Source organism: Paenibacillus sp. FSL R5-0490 (genome assembly GCF_001956215.1).
Taxonomy (GTDB): domain Bacteria; phylum Bacillota; class Bacilli; order Bacillales; family Cytobacillaceae; genus Cytobacillus.
In genome coordinates, this window is record NZ_MRTQ01000005.1 from 163783 (window position 1) to 184449 (window position 20667).

23 protein-coding genes are annotated in these 20667 nt (G+C 40.9%); 17 read left to right on the plus strand and 6 right to left on the minus strand.

Annotated elements, in window-relative coordinates:
* Nucleotide 1 precedes the first annotated feature (1 nt).
* Nucleotides 2-967 (minus strand): F510_1955 family glycosylhydrolase, encoded by a 966-nt coding sequence (locus tag BK139_RS05835; protein WP_076257420.1) that lies wholly within the window; start codon nucleotides 965-967, stop codon nucleotides 2-4.
* Nucleotides 968-1413: 446 nt separating this feature from the next.
* Here BK139_RS05835 and BK139_RS23860 point away from each other — a divergent pair, with 446 nt between their 5' ends.
* Nucleotides 1414-1566: a hypothetical protein gene (locus BK139_RS23860; RefSeq protein ID WP_175609066.1), complete on the plus strand. Its 153-nt coding sequence runs from the start codon at nucleotides 1414-1416 to the stop codon at nucleotides 1564-1566.
* 123 nt (nucleotides 1567-1689) lie between these two features.
* Nucleotides 1690-3489, plus strand: a complete 1800-nt coding sequence (locus BK139_RS05840; RefSeq protein ID WP_076257468.1) for a M3 family oligoendopeptidase — start codon at nucleotides 1690-1692, stop codon at nucleotides 3487-3489.
* Nucleotides 3490-3525: 36 nt separating this feature from the next.
* On the opposite strand, the gene pssA is transcribed toward BK139_RS05840, so the two are convergent.
* The gene (gene pssA, locus BK139_RS05845) at nucleotides 3526-4065 is read right to left on the minus strand and encodes a CDP-diacylglycerol--serine O-phosphatidyltransferase (protein WP_076257421.1); all 540 of its coding nucleotides are present in this window, start codon (nucleotides 4063-4065) and stop codon (nucleotides 3526-3528) included.
* A gap of 270 nt (nucleotides 4066-4335) precedes the next feature.
* Between pssA and BK139_RS05855 the strand changes: the two genes are divergently transcribed.
* Nucleotides 4336-5115, plus strand: coding sequence for a phosphatidylserine decarboxylase (locus BK139_RS05855; protein ID WP_076257423.1), 780 nt, complete (start codon nucleotides 4336-4338; stop codon nucleotides 5113-5115).
* A 66-nt stretch (nucleotides 5116-5181) separates the two neighbouring features.
* Here the strand turns inward: BK139_RS05855 and BK139_RS05860 are convergent, their stop codons facing one another.
* Entirely contained in the window at nucleotides 5182-5322 is a 141-nt protein-coding gene (locus BK139_RS05860) for a sporulation histidine kinase inhibitor Sda (protein ID WP_035331211.1), read from the minus strand.
* Nucleotides 5323-5851: 529 nt separating this feature from the next.
* Between BK139_RS05860 and BK139_RS05865 the strand changes: the two genes are divergently transcribed.
* The 8 genes from BK139_RS05865 to BK139_RS05900 are packed head-to-tail and all read left to right on the plus strand — an operon-like array spanning nucleotide 5852 to nucleotide 10919.
* Nucleotides 5852-6367 carry a YqeG family HAD IIIA-type phosphatase gene (locus BK139_RS05865; protein WP_076257424.1) on the plus strand — a complete coding sequence of 172 codons (516 nt, stop codon included), beginning with the start codon at nucleotides 5852-5854 and terminating at the stop codon, nucleotides 6365-6367.
* 3 nt (nucleotides 6368-6370) lie between these two features.
* Nucleotides 6371-7477, plus strand: coding sequence for a ribosome biogenesis GTPase YqeH (gene yqeH, locus BK139_RS05870; RefSeq protein ID WP_076257425.1), 1107 nt, complete (start codon nucleotides 6371-6373; stop codon nucleotides 7475-7477).
* A 46-nt stretch (nucleotides 7478-7523) separates the two neighbouring features.
* Nucleotides 7524-8363: a shikimate dehydrogenase gene (gene aroE / locus BK139_RS05875; protein WP_076257426.1), complete on the plus strand. Its 840-nt coding sequence runs from the start codon at nucleotides 7524-7526 to the stop codon at nucleotides 8361-8363.
* Nucleotides 8357-8647: a ribosome assembly RNA-binding protein YhbY gene (gene yhbY, locus BK139_RS05880; RefSeq protein ID WP_061791109.1), complete on the plus strand. Its 291-nt coding sequence runs from the start codon at nucleotides 8357-8359 to the stop codon at nucleotides 8645-8647. The genes aroE and yhbY overlap by 7 nt, the downstream gene beginning before the upstream one ends.
* Nucleotides 8648-8686: 39 nt before the next feature.
* Nucleotides 8687-9256, plus strand: a complete 570-nt coding sequence (locus BK139_RS05885; RefSeq protein WP_076257427.1) for a nicotinate-nucleotide adenylyltransferase — start codon at nucleotides 8687-8689, stop codon at nucleotides 9254-9256.
* Entirely contained in the window at nucleotides 9246-9812 is a 567-nt protein-coding gene (gene yqeK, locus BK139_RS05890) for a bis(5'-nucleosyl)-tetraphosphatase (symmetrical) YqeK (RefSeq protein WP_076257428.1), read from the plus strand. The genes BK139_RS05885 and yqeK overlap by 11 nt, the downstream gene beginning before the upstream one ends.
* A gap of 4 nt (nucleotides 9813-9816) precedes the next feature.
* Entirely contained in the window at nucleotides 9817-10173 is a 357-nt protein-coding gene (rsfS, locus tag BK139_RS05895; protein ID WP_076257429.1) for a ribosome silencing factor, read from the plus strand.
* Nucleotides 10170-10919, plus strand: a complete 750-nt coding sequence (locus BK139_RS05900) for a class I SAM-dependent DNA methyltransferase (RefSeq protein ID WP_076257430.1) — start codon at nucleotides 10170-10172, stop codon at nucleotides 10917-10919. Before rsfS ends, BK139_RS05900 begins: the two co-directional genes overlap by 4 nt.
* Nucleotides 10920-10989: 70 nt before the next feature.
* Here BK139_RS05900 and comER read toward each other — a convergent pair whose 3' ends face one another.
* The gene (gene comER / locus BK139_RS05905) at nucleotides 10990-11814 is read right to left on the minus strand and encodes a late competence protein ComER (protein WP_076257431.1); all 825 of its coding nucleotides are present in this window, start codon (nucleotides 11812-11814) and stop codon (nucleotides 10990-10992) included.
* Nucleotides 11815-11903: 89 nt separating this feature from the next.
* Here comER and BK139_RS05910 point away from each other — a divergent pair, with 89 nt between their 5' ends.
* From BK139_RS05910 to BK139_RS05920, 3 genes are all read left to right on the plus strand, one after another.
* Nucleotides 11904-12536 carry a helix-hairpin-helix domain-containing protein gene (locus tag BK139_RS05910; protein ID WP_076257432.1) on the plus strand — a complete coding sequence of 211 codons (633 nt, stop codon included), beginning with the start codon at nucleotides 11904-11906 and terminating at the stop codon, nucleotides 12534-12536.
* 102 nt (nucleotides 12537-12638) lie between these two features.
* Nucleotides 12639-13202 carry a ComE operon protein 2 gene (locus BK139_RS05915; RefSeq protein WP_076257433.1) on the plus strand — a complete coding sequence of 188 codons (564 nt, stop codon included), beginning with the start codon at nucleotides 12639-12641 and terminating at the stop codon, nucleotides 13200-13202.
* Between the two features lie 69 nt (nucleotides 13203-13271).
* Complete coding sequence (locus BK139_RS05920) at nucleotides 13272-15599, plus strand: DNA internalization-related competence protein ComEC/Rec2 (RefSeq protein WP_076257469.1); 2328 nt, start codon at nucleotides 13272-13274, stop codon at nucleotides 15597-15599.
* A gap of 125 nt (nucleotides 15600-15724) precedes the next feature.
* On the opposite strand, the gene BK139_RS05925 is transcribed toward BK139_RS05920, so the two are convergent.
* Entirely contained in the window at nucleotides 15725-15859 is a 135-nt protein-coding gene (locus BK139_RS05925) for a YqzM family protein (RefSeq protein ID WP_035331183.1), read from the minus strand.
* Nucleotides 15860-16157: 298 nt separating this feature from the next.
* Here BK139_RS05925 and holA point away from each other — a divergent pair, with 298 nt between their 5' ends.
* Nucleotides 16158-17189, plus strand: a complete 1032-nt coding sequence (holA, locus tag BK139_RS05930) for a DNA polymerase III subunit delta (RefSeq protein ID WP_048010306.1) — start codon at nucleotides 16158-16160, stop codon at nucleotides 17187-17189.
* Between the two features lie 536 nt (nucleotides 17190-17725).
* Here the strand turns inward: holA and rpsT are convergent.
* Nucleotides 17726-17992 carry a 30S ribosomal protein S20 gene (rpsT, locus tag BK139_RS05935; protein ID WP_061791100.1) on the minus strand — a complete coding sequence of 89 codons (267 nt, stop codon included), beginning with the start codon at nucleotides 17990-17992 and terminating at the stop codon, nucleotides 17726-17728.
* A gap of 260 nt (nucleotides 17993-18252) precedes the next feature.
* On the opposite strand from rpsT, the gene gpr reads away from it, so the two are divergent.
* Both gpr and spoIIP read left to right on the plus strand, forming a co-directional pair.
* Entirely contained in the window at nucleotides 18253-19386 is a 1134-nt protein-coding gene (gpr, locus tag BK139_RS05940; RefSeq protein ID WP_076257434.1) for a GPR endopeptidase, read from the plus strand.
* A gap of 69 nt (nucleotides 19387-19455) precedes the next feature.
* The gene (gene spoIIP / locus BK139_RS05945; RefSeq protein ID WP_076257435.1) at nucleotides 19456-20661 is read left to right on the plus strand and encodes a stage II sporulation protein P; all 1206 of its coding nucleotides are present in this window, start codon (nucleotides 19456-19458) and stop codon (nucleotides 20659-20661) included.
* The last annotated feature ends 6 nt before the right edge of the window (nucleotides 20662-20667 follow it).

Here is a 20667-nt window from a genome sequence, read left to right on the forward strand (position 1 = left end):
GTTATTTAATTCTGCCGTTTTTCAATAAGAGCTTCCAGTTCTCACCGCTGTCTGCAGATTCATATACATCTTTGAGATAAGTTGAAACAGCAAGCTTTCCGTCAGATTTTTGATTGGCAGCAATGTATGTAATAGGGTTGTCATAGCTGAGAAAAGGGATTTTAACCTGTGAGTTTTCCTTCGTTTTAAGATCGATTTTGCTCATTCGAACCTTTTCCTGATCTGCATAGGCATAATACAAGCTGTTTTCCGTAAAGGCGAGGGCTGTAGCCATAATTGGCTCAGATACTAACTTTACAGTTTCCCCTTTATCCTCTGAGTAAAAGATACCGCTTCTTGTTGACATGGCCATGATTTCAGGATTAGTTGGATGTGCTGCAATCATACCAAGTGTGTCGGCCTCGAGTCCTTTTAAGCTGACTGGATCCCATGTTTTTCCGGCGTCCTGAGAGCGGTATACACCTGCCTTGAGTTCATCGTTATTTTCCTGATTGATCATATAGATTAGATTGGTATCATAGCCTGCAGCTAGAAAAGGAAAGGAGCTTGTTCCGATAAAAGCCAGTTTCTTGAAAGAGGCTCCTTTATCTGTACTTTTCACAATTCCAAGAGGGTTTTTTATAACGGAATTCTTATCAGGATGGCCGCTGACAATAAATCCATCTTTGACTGCCTGAAATCCCATATAGTCATGGTTAAGAGAAGTTGTCTCGTGCCAAATGCCATCTTTGAAAAATTTTAAGCCTTCGCTGGATGAAAGGTAAAGGCTGGTATCATTCCCGGGATATCCAATTCCTTGAATATGCTCGATTTGCTGAGCTGAGGCCTCAATAATAGTATAATCAGTTGCTTCTGAAGTTTTATTTGAAGGTTCATCAGCAGTTTTCTTACTTTGCTCATCCTCCACAGAACAGCCGGCTGCAAGCAATAAAAGGAGAACTGTCAAAATCATTCTGCCTTGTTTCATTCGTTTCACTCCAATCCATAACATTTCAATGGTTATAATTATCGATGTCATTATATAGTATTTCAGCAAAAAATAAAAAACCCTTGCCTGTGGAAGGGTTCAGATTAATGGCTCCCTGCTATGAGTGAAGAAAAAACTTATTCCTCTCCTGATACTTGATATCGGAAAGGTGTTTTATCATTTTGCCTGATCCCTTACAGGCAGGGCAGTTTTTTTTTATGAATTTACAAGCTGTTATGCTGCCTGTGCCCCTGCATTTCTTGCAGATTGAGATAATCTTCATTTAACACTCCTCCCGTAAAACTCCTTCTAGTATATTCTATGAATTATTCTAATAGAGGTGCCAAGAAAACACCGGTTTTTAACCGTGAATTAGAACAAAAGCCTAAGCGATTGTCCATTTAATACATATGTTAGTAATAGAAGGTGAAGGGAGGTAATTGGTTATGCCTTATGGTTATGGCGGTTATCCTGTTCCCCCTCCTTATCCATGCGGTTATTATGGAGGAGGCGGTTTCTGGCTGGCCCTCGCAGTTGTCCTGCTGATCCTGCTGCTTGTTTTTGGGGGATTTGCTTATTATGGCGGCTATTCCAGGTAGCGATAACTTAGCAATTGGCTCATATCTTAGGATATGGGCTCTTTAATATGCTATTTTATAGAAATTTCGGAAAAATCAAGGTATAATATTTCTGCAGCCGAAACTTTTTTATGGGGGGATATTATGACTGCAACAGCATATTCGTCAGTGTGGGATTTAGATGTTTTTTTTAAGGGTGGAAGCGACTCAGCTGAATTTAAACAGCATTTACAGGAAACAAGAAAACATATTGATTCATTTTCTAATCTAATACATAATTGGGAGCCTTCTAACTCAAGCGAAGATGCCGCTGAAATAAGTAAGATTATTGAGCTGTTTCAGCAGACGGCAAGAAAAGTGCGCCAGGCCGGAGCTTTTGTCAGCTGTCTTCAGGCACAAAATACCGAAGACAAAAAAGCGAAAGACCTTAGAGGCGCAACTACGGAATTGAGTGCAGGTTTTCAAAACGCTTTAACTGTATTTGATCAGAAGCTGGCAAGTTTAGATTCCGGTGCATGGGAGCAAATAATAAATGATCAGACTTTAAATGAACTCTCATTTGTATTAAGCGAACGCCGCGAAAAAGCCTCAGAAAAGCTTTCGCAGGAGGAAGAAACTGTCATAAATGCTCTGGCTGTTGATGGTTACCACGGATGGGGTCAGATGTACGACGTAATAGTAGGAAACATAAAGATTCCCTGCACTGAAAATGGGGAGATAAAACAGCTGTCAGTTGGGCAGGCTGCCAATAAGTTTTCAAGTCCTGACAGAAAGCTGCGCAAGGAAATTTTTGATAATTGGGAAAAGTCATGGAACAGCCAGTCCGACTATTTATCCAAGACTCTAAATCACTTAGCCGGTTTTAGATTAAATGTATATAAGTTAAGAGGCTGGGATGACTATCTTAAGGAACCTCTGGATTTAAACCGGATGAAAAAAGAAACCCTGGAAACAATGTGGGGGGTAATCTCCCGTAATAAAGCACCTCTTGTTAAATATTTAGAGAGAAAGGCAAAGCTTTTAGGCTTAGAAAAATTAAGCTGGTATGACCTGGATGCGCCGCTCTCCGAGTCAGAAACGAAATTATCCTATCAGGAGGGCGCAGAATTTATCCTTGAGCAGTTTGCCCACTTCGGAGAAGAGATGACCTTATTCTCTAAAAAAGCCTTTGAAGAAAAGTGGATTGAAGCAGAGGATCGTCCAGGAAAGGCGCCAGGCGGTTTTCATACTTACTTCCCTGAAGACAGCCAATCAAGAATCTTTATGACATACTCAGGGACGCCATCCAATGTCTCTACTCTGGCACATGAACTCGGGCATGGTTTTCATACATATGCAATGAGAGATCTTCATTTGCTGAATCGAAACTATGCCATGAATGTTGCGGAGACAGCTTCTACTTTTGCAGAAATGATAGTCTCTGATGCAGCAGTGAAAAATGCAGGGTCAGATGAAGAGAAACTTGCACTTTTAGAAGATAAAGTACAAAGGTCTGTTGCACTGCTAATGAATATCCATGCGCGATTCCTGTTTGAAACCAGATTCTATGAAGAAAGAAAACAGGGAAATGTGAGTGCCGAACGTCTGAATGACATCATGGCCGCAGCACAAAAAGAGGCTTATGGCGACGCGCTTGATGAGTATCATCCGTCCTTCTGGGCTTCAAAACTGCACTTCTTTATTACTGGAGTGCCATTCTATAATTTCCCATATACTTTTGGGTATTTATTCTCGCTCGGAATCTATGCACAGGCACTAAAAGAAGGGAAAGGATATGAAGAAAAATATATAGCATTATTAAAGGATACTGCATCAATGACAGTTGAAGATTTAGCGATGAAGCATTTAAATGCTGATTTAACCAAGCCTGAGTTCTGGGAAAGTGCCGTACAATTATGCATGGATGATGTGGAAGAGTTCCTGGCATTAACAGAAGACAAATAAAATATAGAAGCCGCGCTTATTTTGAGCACGGCTTTTTTACATTTTTTTCAGCCTGAAAGGGCTTATCATTAAAATTGAAAGTATCAGCATGATGAAAAGGAATATAGGTGAAGGCCAATACGGGACCGCAAGATAGCATAAAGTGGCGAGGCATCCGGAAGCTGTTATTGGCAGACCGGTAAAATAGCCGTTATTCTCGCTAATGTTAAAACGGGCTAGCCGCAAAGCTCCACATCCTATATATAGAGCAGTCAGGAAGGCGCCGGGTGCCCCGAATTCATAAAGTACTCCCGTGTATAGGAGCAGTGCAGGTGCAACTCCAAACGAAATAATGTCACTCATCGAATCCAGCTGCTTTCCTAATTCCGATTCAATATTCATTTTCCTTGCTGCCATCCCATCAAATCGGTCAGCAAGAGCTGCGATAAAAATCAGCAGCACACTCAATTTCAAATTGTCATTAATAGAAAATAAAATAGCAAAGCACCCTAAGAATAAATTAGACAGGGTTAAGATATTGGCTGTCTGTGCCTTTAGCTTCTTAATGGTTAAATCAAGAACATCCTGAAAAAACATATCGAACACTCCTTGCAACGGGGAATCACAGCTTGCAGACTTTAGGAAGTTTTTCTAACAGCTATGTGTTAATGTCTTCCGGCAAATGGGAACTATCGGGAAGGGTAGAAATAGAAGTAATCCGCAAATTTACTGAAGCCAATAATAAAAAAAGCGCCAAATCCGGGGATGTCTATGGCAAACTTAGTTTTATATGTTATATAATAATATTTTATTCTATGCTTTTTATGCCTGTTCGTAAAGAACATATTTAGTTAGGGGGCATTTCCTTTGTTAAAACCTGTATATCGACTGCTGATTGAATTGACAAATGGAAGATGGACATCCGGTATACTTCAGAAATTTGCACAATCAAATCTAAGCAGGAGGGTCATTCCTTCATTTTCAAGAATTTATAATATTAACGAAAGTGAAATGGAAAAAAACCTGCATGAATATCCAACACTTCATGAGTTTTTCATTAGAAGGCTGAAAGAAGGTGCACGAGTAACGGATGAGAGCCCTGAATCAGCAGTGAGTCCTGTAGATGCTGTAATCGAAGATATTGGGGATATCCGGGAGGATCGGATAATTACAGTAAAAGGGAAGAACTATTCCATCTCTGAGATGCTTGGTGCAAATAAAGCAGGGAAATATGCAGGCGGCACTTACATGATCTTTTATTTAAGTCCGAGCCACTATCACAGGATACACAGCCCGGTCACTGGAAAAGTAACAGATCAATGGATTTTGGGGTTAAAATCTTTTCCGGTTAACAAATGGGGTTTGAAATATGGAAGAGAAACGCTTTCTAAAAATTTCCGGAGCATAACTGAAGTAAAGCATGGTGATTCAGTAATCGCAATTGTGAAGGTGGGTGCTATGTTTGTAAATTCCATCGAACTTACCCATGAAGGGGACCAGCTTGAAAAAGGAAAGGAAATGGCCTATTTTACATTTGGCTCTACTGTCATTCTTCTATTTGAGAAGGGGAAATTCCAGCTCGAAAGGTCAATTAAGACTCCTGCTCACATTAAAGTAGGGGAGCGGATTGGAACCCTGTGTGAATGAAAAGACCAGTTATTTCGGGTTTTAAATCTGAGAATAAAAAAAGCCCTATTAAGGGCTTGTCCATTTTTATGATGTGACTTTTATTCTGTTTGATAGTGAACGACGGTGGATTTCTGTTTCAATTAAACGGATGAAGTCTTTGCTAAGCTGCAGTTCTTTTGCTTTATAATAGGATTCGATTAATAATTCATCTGACAGTTTACGCATTCCTGTCCCACCTCCAGGTACTTGATATTTCAGTTCTAAAAGAATTATTTTATACATATAATGTAAGATTTTATGTTGTACCCCTACTTTAGCAAATTAAAACGATTAGAACAACTGTTCTCTTATCCACAGGAAACCGTGGATAACCTGTGATTATTTTGTTTATAAAAAGGGAAAAAGTATTAAAATCATATTGGGTTATGTGTATAAAGTTATCCACAGGTCTGAGGGGCATTTGGTTTTTGTCGAAAAATTTTTATTTTAAGGTTAATTAACAACTATTCTGTGGAAATTTAGTGAGTTTTGAGTGTCTTTCCCCATTTTGTGGAATCGTATAAAATAGAACGGCCTGATTGAAATCCCCCATTCTTTATTTTGAAAGAGCGGACGAAATTGGGTATGATGAAATCGGTGTTTTAGCTAGTGAATGGCTGCAGACGCTAATTAACATTTAAGACCGGTATTAATTTGAGGGCATTAGATACAGTATTGCCGGACAATATGAATAAATGATTGAGGTGTAAATATAGTGTTAAAGCATTTTTTGCCTAATCAGCATGTTAAAAGTATTTTTGAAATAACTCCACACAGTTTACAGGAAAAGGGAGTTAAAGGGATAATCACGGACCTGGATAATACACTTGTCGAATGGGACAGGCCAAATGCAACACCGAAGCTGATTAGCTGGTTTGAAGAAATGAAGCAAAGCAACATCAAGGTTACGATTGTGTCTAATAATAAAGAAAACCGCGTTAAGGCTTTTTCGCACCCCCTTGATATTCCATTTATTTATCAGGCTAGAAAGCCAATGGGCAGGGCCTTCCGGAGAGCCCTATCTGAGATGGGGCTGAAGAAAGAAGAAACAGTGGTGATTGGAGACCAATTGCTGACTGATGTATTGGGAGGAAACAGAAACGGTTTCCATACTATTTTGGTCGTGCCTGTAGCTCAAACTGACGGGTTTATTACGAAATTTAACCGGCTGGTGGAGAGACGGATTTTAAATTGGTTCAGGAAAAAAGGCATGATTCAGTGGGAGGATTAAAAAGTGAGTGAAGAACAATTTGTTTGCGTAGGCTGTGGAGTGAAAGTTCAGGCAGAGAATCCTGATGAATTAGGTTATGCTCCTCAATCAGCTTTGCAGAAGGAAACAATTATTTGCCAGCGCTGTTTCAGGCTGAAGCACTATAATGAAGTTCAGGATGTAAGCTTGACTGATGATGATTTTCTGAAGATCCTGAATGAAATTGGACAAAGTGATGCACTTATTGTGAAGATTGTGGACATTTTTGATTTTAACGGCAGCTGGCTTCCAGGTCTTCACCGTTTTGTGGGCAGCAATAAAATCCTGCTTGTTGGAAACAAAGTCGACCTGCTTCCAAAGTCCGTGAAGACAAACAAGCTGATTAACTGGATGAAGCAGGAATCAAAACAGCTGGGGCTGAAACCGGAAGAGGTTTATCTGGCCAGTGCTGCAAAAGGGTACTCCATTAATGAAATTGCAGCAGCCATCGATCATTATCGGGAAGGAAAAGACGTTTATGTAGTAGGATGTACTAATGTAGGTAAATCCACTTTCATCAATCGAATATTAAAAGAAGTAACAGGTGAGGGCGATGTCATCACTACTTCCCACTTCCCAGGGACGACTCTTGATATTATCGAGATCCCTCTATCTGACGGAAAGGCTTTAGTGGATACTCCAGGTATAATTAACCATCATCAGATGGCTCATTATGTAGATAAAAGAGATTTAAAGGTGATAACACCTAAAAGAGAGATTAAACCTAAGGTTTACCAGCTGAATGAAGAGCAGACTCTGTTTTTTGGCGGACTGGCCAGGTTTGATTACATTGCTGGCGGCCGGCGGTCATTTGTTTGCCATTTCTCCAATGAATTAAATATTCACCGCACCAAAACAGAAAAGGCGGATGAGCTATATGAGAATCATGCGGGAGAGATGCTTACACCGCCAAGAATAGAGCAGATGGAAACCTTCCCGGAGCTTGTGAAACATGAATTTACAATTAAAGAACCGAAAACAGATATAGTATTTTCAGGACTTGGCTGGATAACGGTAAATGAGGGCGGGGCCAAAGTAGCTGCATATGTTCCTAAAGGTGTCCATGCCATGATAAGGAAGTCATTAATTTAGGCTGTTACTTGCATTTGCTTACGCTTTTCAAAAGGGGTGAGGATTTTTGAAGAAGCTGTTTGGAGTGATTGGGGATCCAATTTCTCATTCAATGTCCCCTGCTATGCACAATGAATTATTTAAGATTTACAGTATTGATGCACATTATCAGCCATTTCATATATCCAGGAGAAATCTGAATGACGCTATTAAAGGGTTCAGGGCAATCGGCATTGCGGGATTTAATGTTACAGTACCCCATAAGGAGGCTATCATTCCTCTTTTAGATGAACTGGATCCTCTGGCTGAGGCAATTGGGGCAGTAAATACAGTGGTCAATCAGGATGGTAAGCTAATAGGCTATAACACGGATGGAAGCGGATTTGTAAAAGGCCTGCTGAATCAAAACCAATCAATTAATGACAAAAAGGTGCTGATAGTGGGGGCAGGCGGAGCTGCGAGAGCCATTTATTTTACAATTGCTAAAGAAGGCCCGGAGCTTCTGGACATTTGCAATCGGACTCCAGAAAGGGCAGAGCAGATTTTGAATGATTGCCCTTTTGAGGTTCCTGCTCGGGTGCTGAACCGGCAGGAAGCAGAAGAGAGCCTGGAAACATACGATTTAATTGTTCAGACTACTTCAATTGGAATGCTTCCGGAAATTGGCCAAAGTCCGCTTTCGGTACATAAGCTTAAGCCTGGAGCCTTTGTCAGTGATATCATTTATAATCCGCTGCAAACCAGGCTTTTAAAGGAAGCAGACGTAAAGGGCGCCCAAATTCAGAATGGTATTGATATGTTCGTATATCAGGGGGCTCTTGCTTTTGAAATGTGGACTGGCATTGGGCCCGACATTGAAAGAATGAGAGAAAAGGTTTTAAATCAGCTGGGAGGATTATTATGCTAACAGGAAAGCAAAAGCGTTTATTGCGATCAAAAGCGCACCATTTAAACCCTATTTTCCAAGTGGGAAAGGGCGGGGTTAATGAAAATATGATTAAACAAGTAGGAGAAGCACTGGAAGCCCGTGAGTTATTAAAGGTTTCCGTCCTTCAAAACTGTGAAGAAGACAGAGATACGGTGGCACAGCAGCTGTCAGAAGGCGCGAAGGCTGATGTTGTCCAAATCATCGGGAATATTATTGTTTTATACAAAGAATCAAAAGAAAACAAACAAATCAACCTGCCGTAAGCTACGGGGAAATTAAACTGAATGAATGGAGGAGTGTAAATGGAAAAGGTAGGCATACTTGGAGGGACCTTTAATCCGCCTCATTTAGGCCATCTCATTATTGCAAATGAGGTAATGTCTTCCCATGGTTTGGATGAAGTATGGTTTATGCCGAACCATGAGCCTCCCCATAAAAAGAGGTCAGATAATGTCAGCAGCAGTGATCGAATAGAAATGCTGAAACTCGCATTGCAGAATCATCCTGGTTTTAAATTGGAGTTGATTGAGCTGGAGCGGGAAGGTCCTTCATTTACCTACGATACGATCAGGATTTTGAAGGAACACTATCCTCAAAAGCAATTTTATTTTATTATTGGAGCTGACATGGTTGAATATTTGTCCAAGTGGCATAACATTGACAAACTTCTTGAATTGATTACCTTTATAGGAGTAAGGCGGCCATCTTACAATTTGCAGACTCCGTATCCGATTCTTTATGCTGACGTTCCTGAAATGGGGATCTCCTCCAGTATGATCAGAAGCCGTGTAAAGGAAGGTGGTACTATACGATATCTGGTACCGGATTCTATAAGGAGTTTTATAAAGGAGAATCATTTATATGAATCGTGAAACAGCTCTGGCTATTGTAAAGGAGCAGCTGACTGAACATCGCTATCTTCATACAGTCGGAGTGATGGAAACAGCCATTAAACTTGCAGAGAAATATGGCGCTGATAGTAAGAAAGCTGAATTGGCAGCCATTTTTCATGATTATGCTAAGTTCCGCCCTAAGGAAGAAATGAGGGAAATTATCAGTAAGGAAGGTATGCCAGCCGAGCTTTTGGATTACAATAGTGAACTTTGGCATGCTCCTGTCGGTGCTTTTTTGGCTGAGAAAGAAGCGGGAATCCATGATAAAGAGGTTCTGGATGCAATAAGATATCATACTTCAGGGAGGCCGGGAATGGCACTTCTTGAAAAGATCATTTATCTTGCAGATTATATTGAACCTGGAAGACATTTTCCGGGTGTTGACGAAGTGCGTGATTTAGCAAAGACGAACTTGAACAAGGCTTTAATAAAATCTATTCAAAATACCATCATGTTTTTAATGAAAAAAGGGCAGCCTGTTTTTCCGGCTTCCTTCGAAACGTATAATGACCTTGTAATGAATAAGGAGGATTGATTAAATGAAAGAAAATACTATGCTGATGACGGCAGTAAAAGCAGCGGATGATAAACGTGCAGAAGATATAACGGTTCTTAATATGAAGGGGATTTCCCTGATTTCGGACTACTTTGTTATTTGTCACGGAAATTCTGATAAACAAGTGCAGGCCATTGCTCGGGAAATGAAAGAAAAATCTGAAGAACACGGGTTTACGGTTAAGCGAATGGAAGGCTTTGATGAAGCAAGGTGGATTCTGGTTGATATGGGCGATATTATTGCACATATTTTCCATAAGGATGAAAGAAGCTACTATAATCTCGAAAGACTTTGGGGAGATGCCCCGGTCGAAAACGTTCAGGGCATTCTTAACCAATGAGCTACGGAAAGTTCGCTTATCTCTATGACAGGCTGATGGAAGATGTTCCTTATGACAGCTGGATTAAATTGGTCAATGAAAAGCATGTGGAATTTAATGTTTCAGGCAAACAATTGCTGGATCTTGCATGCGGCACAGGACAGCTTACAATAAGGTTAAGTGAACATGGCTATGATGTAACCGGTGTGGATTTATCAGAGGATATGCTGGCTGTAGCCCAATCAAAGGCGGAGCAGAAAGGTCTTCAAATCCCCTTTTACCAGCAGAACATGGCAGAGCTTGAAGGGTTTAGTGAATTTGATATTATTGGCATCTTTTGTGATTCGCTGAATTATCTGGAGACAGAATCAGATGTGAAGAACACCTTCCGGCGGGTCCATAGCTATTTAAAAAACGATGGTCTATTTATTTTTGATGTTCATTCCATTTATAAAATTATGCAGATATTTATGAACCAGACCTTTGCTGAAAATGACGAGGAAATTTCATATATCTGGCACAGCTTTCAGGGCGAATACCCCAATTCTGTAGAGCATGATCTTTCATTTTTTGTTCAGGACGAAAAAACAGGGAAGTATGACCGCTATGACGAACTTCATTTTCAGCGCACTTATCCTATTGATCAATATAAAAGCTGGCTTGAGGAATGCGGTTTTGACCTTGTTGACGTTTCAGGAGATTTTAAAGAAGGACCGCCAGACAGCCAGGCTGAACGAATCATTCTTATTGCAAAGAAAAGACACTAATAAAAAAACAGCCGGGTTTTCGGCTGTTTTTTTTAAATAGTGAAGGATTATTTCCATTAACATCGAATAGCTAATAGAGAGAATACTGCTTTTTTACTTCGACAAGATCTTCGTCAAACTTGGAATGTGTCGCCTGGAATAAGTGTTCAAATACACTGCCGAGCTCGCTTTCAAGAATTTTAATTCCCTCTCCTGTAATTCCTCCTTTGACACACACCTTCTCCTGCAATGTAGGCAATGTATAAAATCCTTTTTTCAGTAATTCCCCAAGCCCAATCAGCATTTCTCCTGCAAGCTTTGTAGCTGTTTCATTATCAATCTCCGTTTCCGTAACTGCTGCATTGATGAAGCGCTGAGTCAAGTAGCTGAAAAAGGCAGGTCCGCAGCTGACAATATCCGAAGAAACCCTGGTAATCGCTTCCTCTATAAAAACAGGTGTGGAGATGCTTTCAAAAAGCTTGTTAAGTTCCCCTTTCCATTGTTCGCTGCACTGTTCACCGAATGATAATAATGACACCCCTGATAAGGCCCGGTTAGTAATGCTTGGAATCGCCCTTGCTGCTGAGCAAGGCACAATTGATTCAAGCTGTTTTACACTAATAGGGCTGGTTATGGACACTACACATTTATCTTCTGACAGGAACGGCAAAATATCCTGAACGACATTATATACATCATGAGGCTTTACACAAATAAAGATCAGTGAAGAACGATTGGCGGCCTCTCTTGCGTTATTTACAACGGTAATTTCCTGATGCGTTTCTTTTATTTTATTCGCTTTTGCCACTGTCCGATTGGTTATCGTCATGGAGGCAGGGGAAACGGCTCCTCCATCCAGGAAGGCCTCGGTCAAAATTCTCCCCATATTACCTGTGCCAATGATTCCGATTTTCAATGCAACATCCCTCCTTTAAAAGCAGGCTTTCTCATATAACGATATGTATCAAAAAAACATTTATTCCAAAAAGAAAGGATGGATCGATAGTGCCCGAATGGATAAAAGCCTATAAATTTTACTTTGCAGGAGGTGCGATCGCATTGGCTGCACTCCTCTATTATTTTTTAATGCCAGTTCAGGAGACTGAAGTATTTCCAGAAATTGAGCAGTCAATTTCTTTGAACGAAGAAGAAGGTAAAGAAACAGCAGGTGATATGCAGGCTGAACAGGTGCCGCAGGCAATGAAAGCAGATATTAAAGGAGCAGTAAAAAAACCGGGAGTGTACGAAGCAAAAGAGGGTGAAAGGGTGATAGACCTGCTGGAAAAAGCAGGCGGACTAACGGAAAAAGCGGATAGCACTAAAATTAATTTTGCCCTGAAAATTACAGATGAAATGGTGATATATGTTCCGGAAGAGGGTGAAATTATTGAAGAGACCCGGGCGGGAGCCGGAAATGTCGAGGTTAAAGGACAGCAGGATAGCGGAAAGGTAAATTTAAACAGGGCGGATGAAACAGAATTGCAGACATTGCCGGGGGTTGGACCCTCTAAAGCTGCAGCGATAATTGAACACCGCGATACAAATGGACCCTTTAAGGATATTGAGGATTTGAAATTAATATCAGGGATAGGGGATAAAACCTTTGAAAAACTGAAAGAGCATATTAGTGTAAACTAATTTCCTCCCATTGACCTGCACAAACTTGAGGCTTACACTTATTGAGAGAAAAAGCTATATTTTAATTCAGGGCATACATGCCTGTGTAAAGGGGAGAGACAGATGGACCGGATTTCCTGGAACCAATATTTTATGGCACAAAGCCATTTGCTTGCTTTGAGGAGCACATGTACAAGACTAGCGGTCGGAGCAACCATTGTAAGGGATAAGAGAATCATTGCAGGCGGCTATAATGGATCTATTGCCGGCGGTGAACATTGTGTTGATGATGGCTGCTATGTTATTGATAACCATTGTGTCAGGACCATTCATGCGGAAATGAATGCGATTTTACAGTGTGCAAAATTTGGGGTGCCGACAAGTGATGCAGAAATATATGTAACTCATTTTCCGTGCCTTCAATGCTGCAAAGCAATTATACAGGCGGGAATTAAAACAGTTTACTACGCACAGGACTATAAAAATCACCCTTATGGAATTGAACTCTTTGAGAAGGCTGGTGTGAAAACTGTCCATGTGGCGGCTGATAAAGTATCCTTCGATGGCAGCATACAGGAAAAACGTGATTTTATAGAGGACTTAATTAAAGAGCTTGAAAAAAGCGGTAAAAATCAGGACATTATGAAAAGCTATAAAGAAAAAAAGGACAAGCTTTTTCAAAATTAATCCATAGAAACAGCAGCACCTTCAATGAAAGGTGCTGCTCCCTTCAAAATAACTAAAGGAGCAAATGATATGAAAGGCAGATGGATCTACGCAGCTGCTGCCTCACTCCTGGGAAATCTAACATCATTACTTCATCCGGCAATTGCTGTCATTTTTTCTCTTCTTGCCCTTTTCCTTTTAAAAAGAAATATCTTGACTAAAAAGACTATGACTGTCCTGATTATGATTTACCTTGCTCTAATCATAAGGAGTGAATTAGCGGCAGAATATAACAGGACAAGCCTTACAGGAAATGAGAGTGATTTTGAAATTACCCTGTCAGAGTCAGTAAAGATAGATGGGGACCTTCTCACAGTCCTAATTGAATTGACCGATAAAAAGGAAAAGCTGGCTGCCAGGTATAAGATCAAATCCGAAGCAGAACAAAAATTCCTATCAGACCATCTGAGGATAGGAATGACATGCCGGGTTAATGGCACCTTACAGACTCCTCCAACATCTACAAATCCTAATTCCTTCAGCTACAAGGATTACTTAAGCCACAATAGAATCTTTTGGATCCTCGAATTGGAACAGTTAAACCTCTCTGATTGCATATACAATAAAAGCCGCATCACATTACCTATTTTAAAAATGAGGGAGATGGGCACAAAACATATTTTAGAGCATTTCCCTGAACAGGCAGCTCCGCTTTCAATCGCACTTGTCTTCGGCGATCGGAATTTTATTGATGAGGATATTATCGCTTCTTATCAGAAAATCGGAATTATCCATTTGCTTGCAATATCCGGACTTCATGTAGGAATGCTTGCTGGTATGTTTTTTCTTGCTGGAGTACGTGCAGGGATCACCACAGAAAAAATGACCAGCATCCTAATAATGGTTTTGCCGGTATATGCAATACTTACAGGGGCTGCACCGTCTGTACTGCGGGCTGTGTTTATGATGCTTCTGGTTTTACTGGCAAAGAAGCTGAAGGCCACTATTCAATTAGCTGATGTTATCTCCATTGTGTTTGCCGGCTATCTTTTTATCTCCCCTTTTATTATCTATAATGCGGGGTTTCAGCTGTCTTTTGCTGTGGCCTTATCGCTTATTCTCTCAGCTCCTGCCATATTCAAAAAATTTACTCATCCTCTCGCTGCCCTCCTGTCTGTTTCTCTTATTTGCCAGATAGCGGCCATTCCGATCCTCCTTTGGCATTTTTATGAGGTATCGATTATTTCCATAATTGCCAATCTGATCTTTGTACCTTTGTATTCTTCCATAGTCCTGCCTGTGGTATTAATTTTATTTATTTTTGATTTATTAACAGGAGGAAGGGCAGATTTCTTACTTCATGTATTGGAAAAAATGATCGTTTTTCTTAATTGGATTGCTGAAATGCTTTCCGCCATTCCTAATTCGACCCTTATTCTTGGCAGGCCATCCCCTTTAATGCTGATCATATATCTTTTTCTCATTCCCGCATTCTTTGCCGGCTGGGAAAGGTCAAAAAACAAAAAAGCTATTATTAAGAACGGTGTGCTTCCTATTCTTGCGATAATAATTCATTATTTGTCAAATGTGATTACACCAGCCGGTGAAATTACATTTATTGATGTTGGGCAGGGGGACAGCATCCTGATAAAGCTTCCGTATGGGAGAGGGAATTATTTGATAGATGCAGGAGGTGCGCCTATGTTTGAGTCTGAGGACTGGAAGATGCGAAGCGATCCATATGAAACAGGAATGGACACAGTAGTGCCTTTTCTGAAAAGCAAAGGGATCAGTGAAATAGATAAATTTTTTCTCACTCATGGGGATATGGACCACATTGGCGGAGCATCAGCTGTTCTGAAGGAAATGAAGGTAAAGTCTGTTGTGTTTTCGCAGGGATCAGAGTTCTCGGAGGCTGAAAAGGATTTGGCTGTACAGGCTAAAAATAGCAAAAGTGAAATTTTTTTCACTAAAGCCGGAGATAGCTGGCTCATAGGAGATTCTGTATTTCAAGTTTTGTCCCCGTTTGGCGGCGAGATGGGGGACGGTGTGGGGCAAAATGATGGATCTATTGTCCTTTTTGCCAAAGTGGGAGGGTTAAACTGGCTGTTTACCGGAGATTTGGAGGAACAGGGGGAAGGTCAGCTCATAAAGTCTTATCCCAAGTTGAAAGCTGATGTAGTGAAAATTGCACATCATGGAAGCAAAACCTCATCAACAGATTTATTTCTCGCTGGAGTGAAGCCGCGGATTGGAGTTATTTCTGCAGGCAGGAACAACAGGTATGGGCATCCTCATAATGATGTAATGAGCAGGCTGAATGACTATAAGGTCAAAGTATTGCGAACCGATAAGCAAGGGGCAATTACCTATTTTTTTAAAGGGGATTCAGGAACCTTTTCAGTGCAGCTTCCATAGTATATGTTAGAAAGCATCAGCTTCAAGACTTAATAAAGCTTAATCGAAATTCCGCCAAAAAAAAGAGGCTGCTAAGGCAGCCTCAATGTGTCAGCGGTATTGTGACACATAACTGTATGTAGCCATTAAGCTCCTAAAAATTTAATGACTGTTGCAATAATAAATAACGTTGCGAAGAAACCGAATGATACGATGAATCCTACACCAGAGTCGATTGCATCATTACGTTTGCTTTGGACGTTCTTTTCAAATTCGTTCACAGTCTACCCCTCCTATTTCCTATATAGTATAAGTCATTCAAATGAAAAAATCTAGAGTTCGCCTGCCCTTTTCCTGCATTAGCAGGAGTTGTCACAAATATGACGAAACATCATGGGGAAAATAACAAACAAAGGTGCACCGCAGCTTCCTGAGTTACCCGGGCCTCAGGGATGCAGCGTTCTATATAGATTGGAAATTGGCGTTCATTTGGGCGCCAATTTCTTATGTCTTGTCAAATTGCCATCGCTTCTTTAGGATATATAGTGAATATATTGTTTGGCGAACGGAGAGAAGAAATTGGTTTTTGATATTTGGAACAGAATTAAAGCGAAAAGTTTTGCTCCTATTTACTTATTATACGGAACAGAACCTTATCTTATAAACGAAACGAAGCAGCTTCTGATCAGCAATGTGCTAAGTGAAGAAGAAGCTGATTTTAATTTATCCTCTTATGACCTTGAGGAAACCCCCATTGATACAGCGCTTGAAGATGCTGAGACATTTCCTTTTATGGGTGAAAGAAGACTGATCTTTTTACATAACCCGGTTTTTTTAACGTCAGAGAAATCGAAAGCTAAACAGGAGCATAACCTGGCTAAGCTTGAAGCCTATATTAAAGAGCCTGCCCCATATTCAGTGGTGGTATTTTCCTCATCGGCAGAAAAACTCGATGATCGTAAAAAAATAACCAAACAATTGAAAAAAACGGCTGCAGTACTTGAAGCCAAGAAATTAAATGAAGGGGAATTGAAAGCCTGGATCAGGGAACGTGCAGCATTGAACGGTGTGCAGATTGATGAATCGGCTGTTGAGCTGATTTTAACATTGGCAGGCGCCAACCTGTTTATTCTGACCAACGAGATCGATAAATTAGCCCTATATGCGAATGACACAAAGCGGATAGATGAACAGATGGCAGAAAAAATGGTATCACGGTCTTTAGAGCAAAACATTTTTTCCCTTGTGGATAAGGTGGTTCACCGCAAAATAGAAGAGGCCCTGAGAATTTATTATGATTTATTAAAGCAAAATGAAGAGCCCATTAAGATTTTATCTGTTATTACAGGGCAGTTCAGATTGATTTATCAGGTGAAGGAGCTTGCCAGGAGAGGCTACGGCCAGCAGCAGATTGCCGGCTATTTAAAGATTCATCCTTTCCGGGTAAAGCTGGCGGCCGGACAGGCCCAGCTGTTTGCAGACGAAGAACTGGCAGCGATCATAAGCTTGCTTGCTGATGCAGATTACCAAATGAAAACAGGAGGCATGAATAAAACCATGCTGATTGAAATGTTCCTGTTTCGTCTGCAAAGTCAGGCACTCAGAAAATAGAAAAGCGGAAGCGCCTTGCCCGCGAAGGAACGCAGACTAAGAACGCCACGTCCTCCCAAAAGCTGCCGCTTTCGGTCGTGCGATGTATCGCTGCCGTAGCTTTCCTTGTCCTGTGGCAACGTCTGCATGACCCGCGTCCTCCCAAAAGCTGTCGCTTTTGGTTGTGCGATGTTTATGCTGACGAAGCCTTCCTTGTCCTGCGGGCCTCAAGCACAAGACGAGCCTCACGGAAAGGCGTTCTTTGCCTTTTTGGGGGGATTGCCCGAAATGTGGAGGCGACTGCTCAGGGACGACAAGCATAAGACGAGTCCTGCAAGAAGGTGTTCTTTCTGGAAGGGATTGGCTTATATCTCGAGTCCCTAGGAGCCGAAACAAGCCAAGCTTGTGACCTCGAGGGGGTAGGCTGCTTGCGCTAGACAGTTCTCGAAGTACAAAGTTATAAATTCTGATTACATAAAAAAAGCGGTCCGCAATTTGGACCGCTTTTTTATGTAAAATAAAAGGCTATCCCTTAAGATAGCCGATATCTTTAAACATTACGCATTTAAAGAGTTCATTTTTTTCATTAAACGAGACTTTTTACGGGCAGCAGCATTTTTGTGGATAAGACCTTTTGCAGCAGCTTTGTCCAGTTTACGAGCAGCATCAGCGAAAGATGCAGTTGCAGCAGTAGAATCGTTGTTTACGATTGCAGCATCAACCTTTTTAACAGCTGTACGCATTGCTGATTTAACAGTAGCATTTTGAGCGTTGCGAGCTTCGCTAGTTTTAACACGCTTGATAGCAGATTTAATGTTTGGCATTCCATTCACCTCCTGAAAAAGCATCGAGATTCTATAACTCGACATTCACGTTCATTAACAAATTCAGAACAAGTGATATTTTATCAAATACGGGGGCATAATGCAATACTCTGTACTTAAAATTACTGAAGGATAATTCGGGAAGTTCATTCTTTTTCTGCATGTTTTTAAATTTTAAAGGCAAAGATAGTATATATCTGAATTTTAGTAATTTGTCTGTTATTTTCCAACCTAATAAGCTGAGATTGTGAGGGATACATGTGAAGGAATCAATAGATTTAAGCCAGTACTCAGTTCGAACGGATCTTGCCATTGAAGCCAGGGAAATGGTGATTTCCGGCAGGCAGAAAGACAATGACAATGTTCAAGGGCAGGAGAATCTTTCCCAAATTGAAGGTGTCATAATTAAAGAAAAAGAAGAAAACGATATTAAAATTTCCTTTGTTGAAGTAACAAAGGAAGGAGCAGAAGCATTAGGGAAAAAAGAGGGCAAATACCTGACCCTCGAAGTGACGGGCATACGCCAGCAGGATACGGAGCTTCAGCACAAAGTGGAGACTGTATTTGCAAGTGAATTCTCCCAATTTATAAAGCAGCTGGGCATTAATGAAGATGCATCCTGTTTAATTGTCGGACTGGGCAATTGGAATGTCACTCCCGATGCATTGGGACCGCAAGTCTGCGAAAATCTGCTTATTACAAGACATCTCTATCAGCTCCAGCCTGAAAGCGTAGAAGAAGGCTACAGGCCGGTAAGTGCTATTTCTCCAGGGGTGATGGGCCTGACAGGAATTGAAACAAGTGACATTATTCATGGCATTGTTGAAAAAACAAAGCCCGACTTTGTCATTGCGATCGACGCTCTTGCTTCCCGATCAATTGAAAGAGTCAATTCTACCATTCAAATTTCGGATACAGGGATTCACCCTGGTTCTGGTGTGGGGAATAAACGAAAAGAAATCAGTAAGGAAACTTTAGGAATACCTGTCATAGCGATTGGCATCCCAACAGTTGTCGATGCCGTATCCATAACAAGCGATACAATTGATTACATCCTGAAGCATTTCGGCAAGGAAATGAAAGAAGGCGGCCGTCCATCGCGTGCTTTGGCTCCTGCAGGAATGACTTTTGGAGAGAAGAAAAAGCTGACAGATGAGGACCTCCCGGAAGAGCATCATAGAAAAACCTTTCTTGGCATGATCGGAACCTTGCCTGAAGAGGAGAAGCGAAAGCTTATTTATGAAGTTCTGTCTCCTTTGGGACACAACCTTATGGTGACACCAAAGGAAGTGGATGTATTTATTGAAGATATGTCCAACTTAATTGCCAACGGCTTGAACGCAGCGCTCCACCAGAAAGTGAATCAGGATAATGCCGGATTTTATACAAGATAGAAAATATCCTGTTCTATCTTCTCTAGCAAAGTCATAACATTTACTAGACTAGCAAGGAGAGGTGGAACAATGAAACCTTTTAAAACGAACGGACTTGTAGTAACTATCCAAGGGACAAGCCTGCTTAAGGCTATTGGCGGATTTCTGCTTTTTCTATTTATGATATTTTCCATAAGCGGAGCATTGACTTCTTTAAAGCCTGAATACCGAATCAGTTCTTCTTCAGTAAACTCTGCCGCGAACAGCCTGACAGGAGAAATGCTTTATCGTTTTCTCGGATGGGAGAATCACTCATTTCTCCAGGGAGTTTCTGAAAGCACTTCTCCCCCGGGCTTTGCCAATTTAATTTTTAAGCTATCCACAAATGTCAATTTGGATGATCCCAGAAGTCTTCTGGGAAGGGAGCTTCCTTTTTTCTCGATTTATGACAGTAAAATCCTGGTTGCAGGTGAAGGAACAGATTATACAAACATGCCTGTAGAATCTTCTCCGCCTTTAGAAGTTCTTATGGCCGAACAGGAGGCAGCCCTGCAAAACACCGAAGGTCTTGAGCAGTCTGGAGATAAAAAACAATCAAATGCCCCGCCGGTGTCAACAGGAGATAAAAAACCTGTCTATGTATACTTTTCGCATAATACTGAATCCTATCTTCCGTATCTGAAGGGTGTCACCAACCCTGATGCGGCCTACCATTCAAAAATTAATATTACTAAAATCGGTGATAAGCTTAAGGAAGAGATGGAGAGTAAAGGGATCGGGACCTTTGTGGATAAAACGGATATTCAGGGGAATTTAAACAAAAAGGGCTTAACATATGGTCGCTCCTATCAGGAATCCAGAGAGGTAGTCCAGGCAGCAATCACTTCCAATCGGGATCTGGCTTATTTAATCGATATTCACCGTGATTCAAAAAGAAAAAAAGATACTACAAAAGAAATTAACGGAGAGTCTTATGCCAAGCTGGCTTTTATTATTGGAGGAAATAATCCGAATTACGAAAAGAACTTAAAATTTGCAAAAGAACTGCATGATAGACTGAGCGTCAAGTACAAAGGATTAAGCAGAGGAATAATGAAAAAAGAAGGCGCAGGGACAAATGGCAACTTCAATCAGGATTTATCAGGCAATGCAATACTCATTGAGTTTGGGGGAGTCGATAATACGTTTGAGGAGTTAAACCGATCGGCCGAAGCACTCGCGGAAGTGTTCAGTGAATATTATTGGCAGGCCGAGGAAGTGAATTCACCGGCTGGCGGTGAGTCAGAAAAGAAATAGTAATAG

Excerpts from the sequence above, each read along its gene's own strand:
- BK139_RS05835 (WP_076257420.1), bottom strand. The coding sequence starts at position 967 with ATGAAACAAGGCAGAATGATTTTGACAGTTCTCCTTTTATTGCTTGCA.
- rsfS (WP_076257429.1), top strand. The coding sequence starts at position 9,817 with ATGAAAGAAAATACTATGCTGATGACGGCAGTAAAAGCAGCGGATGAT.
- yqeK (WP_076257428.1), top strand. The coding sequence starts at position 9,246 with ATGAATCGTGAAACAGCTCTGGCTATTGTAAAGGAGCAGCTGACTGAA.
- BK139_RS05840 (WP_076257468.1), top strand. The coding sequence starts at position 1,690 with ATGACTGCAACAGCATATTCGTCAGTGTGGGATTTAGATGTTTTTTTT.
- rpsT (WP_061791100.1), bottom strand. The coding sequence starts at position 17,992 with ATGCCAAACATTAAATCTGCTATCAAGCGTGTTAAAACTAGCGAAGCT.
- BK139_RS23860 (WP_175609066.1), top strand. The coding sequence starts at position 1,414 with ATGCCTTATGGTTATGGCGGTTATCCTGTTCCCCCTCCTTATCCATGC.
- yhbY (WP_061791109.1), top strand. The coding sequence starts at position 8,357 with ATGCTAACAGGAAAGCAAAAGCGTTTATTGCGATCAAAAGCGCACCAT.
- pssA (WP_076257421.1), bottom strand. The coding sequence starts at position 4,065 with ATGTTTTTTCAGGATGTTCTTGATTTAACCATTAAGAAGCTAAAGGCA.
- BK139_RS05915 (WP_076257433.1), top strand. The coding sequence starts at position 12,639 with ATGGACCGGATTTCCTGGAACCAATATTTTATGGCACAAAGCCATTTG.
- BK139_RS05920 (WP_076257469.1), top strand. The coding sequence starts at position 13,272 with ATGAAAGGCAGATGGATCTACGCAGCTGCTGCCTCACTCCTGGGAAAT.
- BK139_RS05860 (WP_035331211.1), bottom strand. The coding sequence starts at position 5,322 with ATGCGTAAACTGTCAGATGAATTATTAATCGAATCCTATTATAAAGCA.
- BK139_RS05885 (WP_076257427.1), top strand. The coding sequence starts at position 8,687 with ATGGAAAAGGTAGGCATACTTGGAGGGACCTTTAATCCGCCTCATTTA.
- BK139_RS05900 (WP_076257430.1), top strand. The coding sequence starts at position 10,170 with ATGAGCTACGGAAAGTTCGCTTATCTCTATGACAGGCTGATGGAAGAT.
- spoIIP (WP_076257435.1), top strand. The coding sequence starts at position 19,456 with ATGAAACCTTTTAAAACGAACGGACTTGTAGTAACTATCCAAGGGACA.